At 68.0% G+C, this 4222-nt stretch carries 7 protein-coding genes; 4 read left to right on the forward strand and 3 right to left on the reverse strand.

What is annotated here, in order from left to right; genetic code table 11:
* Window positions 1-223 precede the first annotated feature (223 nt).
* Window positions 224-454 (forward strand): helix-turn-helix domain-containing protein, encoded by a 231-nt coding sequence (locus ABD352_RS57775; protein WP_425553708.1) that lies wholly within the window; start codon window positions 224-226, stop codon window positions 452-454.
* On the opposite strand, the gene ABD352_RS31360 is transcribed toward ABD352_RS57775, so the two are convergent.
* Entirely contained in the window at window positions 386-916 is a 531-nt protein-coding gene (locus ABD352_RS31360; protein WP_344616120.1) for a hypothetical protein, read from the reverse strand. The two genes, ABD352_RS57775 and ABD352_RS31360, sit on opposite strands and share 69 nt — an antisense overlap.
* Window positions 917-1253: 337 nt before the next feature.
* Window positions 1254-1598 carry a hypothetical protein gene (locus tag ABD352_RS31365; RefSeq protein ID WP_344616121.1) on the reverse strand — a complete coding sequence of 115 codons (345 nt, stop codon included), beginning with the start codon at window positions 1596-1598 and terminating at the stop codon, window positions 1254-1256.
* Between the two features lie 109 nt (window positions 1599-1707).
* On the opposite strand from ABD352_RS31365, the gene ABD352_RS31370 reads away from it, so the two are divergent.
* The 3 genes from ABD352_RS31370 to ABD352_RS31380 all read left to right on the forward strand — a co-directional run bounded on the left by ABD352_RS31370 (window position 1708) and on the right by ABD352_RS31380 (window position 3085).
* Window positions 1708-2073: a hypothetical protein gene (locus ABD352_RS31370; protein WP_344616122.1), complete on the forward strand. Its 366-nt coding sequence runs from the start codon at window positions 1708-1710 to the stop codon at window positions 2071-2073.
* The gene (locus ABD352_RS31375; protein WP_344616123.1) at window positions 2063-2521 is read left to right on the forward strand and encodes an integrase; all 459 of its coding nucleotides are present in this window, start codon (window positions 2063-2065) and stop codon (window positions 2519-2521) included. The genes ABD352_RS31370 and ABD352_RS31375 overlap by 11 nt, the downstream gene beginning before the upstream one ends.
* Window positions 2522-2650: 129 nt before the next feature.
* Window positions 2651-3085: a hypothetical protein gene (locus tag ABD352_RS31380; protein WP_425553709.1), complete on the forward strand. Its 435-nt coding sequence runs from the start codon at window positions 2651-2653 to the stop codon at window positions 3083-3085.
* A 158-nt stretch (window positions 3086-3243) separates the two neighbouring features.
* Here ABD352_RS31380 and ABD352_RS31385 read toward each other — a convergent pair.
* Window positions 3244-4222: ISL3 family transposase (locus ABD352_RS31385; protein ID WP_344616124.1), on the reverse strand; the 979-nt coding region annotated here is incomplete at its 5' end.

Here is a 4222-nt window from a genome sequence, read left to right on the forward strand (position 1 = left end):
CAGCCCTACACCTCACCCACTTCGAATACCGTTACCTACCGCAATCTCGTTGAGATCACGTCATTGGGGGTAGCTTCACCAGCCGGAGAGCCGCTTCCGGTTAAGGGGACTCGAACCCCTCAACCGTCCCGAACATGCATCAAAGGGTACAAATATCGATTTCGAGTCCGAAGCCGCCGACCGTTACCCTCTGCAACGACAGCGACGAACCGGAGGGGCACGGATGGAACTCGACGGCGAGAACTTCTACACGTACTCGGAGGCCGCTGAGCGGTTGAAGGTTTCCGTGTCTTCGCTCCGCAATTGGGTGGCTAATCGCCGGATCCGTTATCACGTGCTTGGTGGGCGTATGATTCGGTTTACCGATGAGGACTTGAGGTCAGCCTTACGCGTCGTCGAGCCGGTTGCCGAGATCAGGCCGGTTCATCGGCGCCGTCGACGCCGTACTGGTTGACACGTTCACCACGATGAACCACAGCTGAGGACGTCGCTTGGTCGCGAGATACGTTCGATGCAACGATCGGATGTAGTTGGGCGCGCTGCGCGACGCGTCGAGGTCTCCGAGTCGGCTGGAGTACGGAAGCCGATGCCAGGCGTAGTCGTCCGGATATGCCGGAATGCCGTGGCTTGGGTGGTCCGGGTCGCGTAGAGCGTCATCAACCTCGTCGCGGCCTCGTTCGATGGCCAGGTGGTGGATCAGGTAGTCGGCGACGCATTCGGCAATCAGCCCGTCGCCTCGCTCGATCGCGTGGACGAGATACCGGCTGCGTGAACTCAACATGCGGCGCCAGCGCGTCCCCTGCGACCACGATGCCCGCGGGAACGCGTCCAACGCCCGCCATTCCCACGTGCGCTGGGCACCAACAGGCATGTCACCCACGTCGTCGGTGTCAAGCGCAATGCCGTCGGCAATCAAGCTGAGTCCGGTGTACAGGGCTGACGCTGTCCGCGGTGTCATGTCCCATCGGCCGTTCGCAACGCCATACAACGCTGCAAAATCCGGTCGCGCGTTAGGTGACACGGGCGTCTCCGATCCTGAGCCACTCCCCCATCTCGCTGCGATGGTCGGCATCGCATCCCCCTCCGGCCCAGCATGGCCAATCAGCAGGGACTGCGGAGGAAGCTCGAATTGCAACCGTCCTTCGTCGGTACGGTTCCGATCCAGCGTCGCGCGGCTAGTGGCGACGAGGAACGTGTCAGGGGGTGTCACATAGGGGCAGCGGCCGGAGCGGAGCGACCGCAGGGACGGTCGGTTAATAGCGCCAGGCCGAGATGGGCATCGTGAGCAGGCGGGCATCGAAGCCCGCCTGCAGGTCGACGGTCTTGGTCGCGGCGGTGCCCAGGGTGGAGAACAGCACGCCCATGACGGCGAACAGCAACAGGCCGAAGTTGACGAAGGCGCGGTACCCCTGGCCGAGCAGGACGATCGTGCAGAAGCTGGCGGTGATGAGCAGCAGCTGAGTACGGGGAAGACCACGGCGATGAACAGGGCCGCCGGGAAGCGCAGCGTGAGCAGCGGCGTCCGGCCGGTCATGAGCAGGGTGTCGTGCAGCAGGGCCGGCCGGGCGGGCGGCAGCGCGGTGTCGCTCATGCCGCACGTCCGATAGCCCGGGTGGCGAAGAACAGCCCGACGAGGTGCAGACCGGCGAGCCAGGCCCCGACGATGAGCAACGGCCAGGTGAGGCAGACCGCCATCGACCTTCTCTCATGGACGAAAACCCTGCTCCTACACCGGAACTCGACATCGCCCGGCTGGACCAGTCCGGGCGAGTGTCGGCCCGGCTGCTGCTCGAGCAGCTCGGCTGGCGTCCCGGCCAGCGGCTGCGCACCGATGCCGCTAATCGGGCGGTTTTGATCTGGCCCGATGACGCAGGTGCGCCGCTGGTCGGCGCTCGCGGCGACCTGACCCTGCCGGCCGCGGTCCGGCAGATGTGCGCCATCGAGACCGGCGACCTCGTCGTCCTCGCCGCTGACCTCGATCGCGGTATGCTCGTCGTCCACCCCGCAGAAACTGTGGCGCGGCTCCTCGCGGACCTGCACATCCGACTGATGGCAGACGGCCATGGCCGCTGACCCGGCGAAACTCGCAGCCGCCTGGGCCTACCTGGCCGAGCTCGGCGTCACCCTCGCCGACCTGCAGCACGACGCCCGACCAGCACTGCCGACATTCGACGACTACCTCCCCCAGGTCCTCGCCGCGGCCGGTCCCGGCGCCTTACGCGCCTACCGCAGCTACTGGCAGCGCATGACCAGAGCCTGGGGAAACCAGGCGATCGACACCGTCACCGCCAGCGACCTGCAGGCCATGCGGCAACACGTCACCAACAGCGCCCAGGCCCGCCGCAACAGCCGCGGCGGACGCCACGCCGGCGAACTGTTCATCGCCGCCGCCCGCGCGTTCTACAACCGCGCCATCGCCGATGGGCTAATCCAACCTACAGACAGCCCACCGGGTCGGCAAACCACGACGACTGCCGAGCACCCGAAGAGCCCTCACGCCCGACGAACTGACCGAGATTAACCTGGTCGCCCGAACCACCGGCAACGACACCGTCCTCGACGCGCTGCTGCTGCGCCTGCACACCGAAACCGCCTGCGGCGTGCCGGTGGCCTGGGCCTGCGGCTGCAGGACCTCGACGCCGAACGGGGCCTGCTCCTGCTGCGCGAGAAGGGCGGCACCGTCCGCTGGCAACCGATCAGCCTCGACCTCGCCACCAGCCTCGCCCACCACGCCATCGTCCGCGGCGCGGTCCTGCCCACCGACTCGCTGCTGCGGTACCGCAACGGCACCGCCCTGACCAGCCGCCGCTACGACCACCTCTGGCACCGCATCGGCCAACACCTGCCCTGGGTCGCCGCCCACGGCATCACCACCCACTGGCTGCGACACACCACACTCACCTGGGTCGAACGACACTTCGGCTACGGCACCGCCCGCGCATACGCCGGCCACACCGACACCACCGGACCAGCAACCACCACCTACATCCGCGCCGACCTCCAAGCCGTCGCCACCGCCCTCGCCGCCATGACCGGCCAACCCCACCCACTCGCACAACCCATCGACAGCCACCGGGTGGTCTAGCGAAGCTTTGAACACCTGCGGATCGCAGCGCAGCGGGGTCCACTCATCCTTCACCTAGCCAGTTCACAGCAGGCCCCGCCAGAGCCGCTCAAGTCCGCGTTACGGGAGGGTCTGTCAACGTAACGGCTCTGGCGCAAAGACGGTGGTGGGTTGCGGGCTCATGCGAGCAGGATCCTGCGTCGTAGCAACGCGAATCCGGCTCTGCCGTACATCTGGCGTTTGAGCAGTTTGACCTTGGTGTTGGCGCCTTCGATCGGGCCGTTGCTGTAGGGCAGGGTCAGGCCGGCCACGACGGCTTGCAGGTCCCTGCGCAGGCCGTGGCAGAAGGCCCGCAGCGCGGGCAGGTCGTCGCGGTCCACAGTGTCCATCCACGTGTCCAGGTCATGGCCGCGGCGGTGGGTGAGCAACTCGGCGAACTCGCGTACCCGTGCACCGAGGGTGCTCATCGGCGGACAGCAGGCGAGCAGCTGGGCCAGTTGCGTGCGCTGGGGTGAGGGCAGGTCGGTGGGCCGGGTCATGAGCCAGGCGACCAGCCGCCGCGGCGACGGCGGTGTGGTGATCGCGTCTGCGCGGCCTTGGTTGAGGTAGCGCACCAGCAGGTTCGCGCTGCCGGGGTAGCCCCGTTCGCGGATCTCGGCCAGCAGCCGGGTCACCGCAACGCCGGGTTCCTCGGCCAGTCGCCGGCGCAGGTGCTCGCGGTACGGGTCGACGAGCGTGGCACGGTACTGGGCCGGGCGCTGCAACTGCTCCACGGTCGCGGCCCGGGCATAGCGTTTGACCGTGTTGAGCGCCCAGCCCAACCGGCGCGCGCACTCCAGCAGCCCGAACCCCTGGTCGAGCAGGGCGTGCACCGCAGCGTGCCGCTGCTGAGTGCGTTCCTGGCGGGCGAGGGTCTGCCGGGGTGGGCCGGCGTGCCAGCAGCCGCTGTGCGCGATGACGGTCTTCTCAACCGCGGCGGCGAGGCCGTGCCACAGATGCCACCGGTCGCTGACCTGCACCGCGCCTGGCGCGCCCTGGCGGATCGCTTCGGCGTAGGCGGCTGAGCCGTCCCGGCACACGACCTCGATGCCGGGATGCTCGCGCAGCCACGCGGCGAGGGTGGCGGCCTTGCGGTCCGGCAGCACGTCGATGCGGCGG

This window comes from Dactylosporangium salmoneum (genome assembly GCF_039532525.1).
GTDB classification, from domain to species: domain Bacteria; phylum Actinomycetota; class Actinomycetes; order Mycobacteriales; family Micromonosporaceae; genus Dactylosporangium; species Dactylosporangium salmoneum.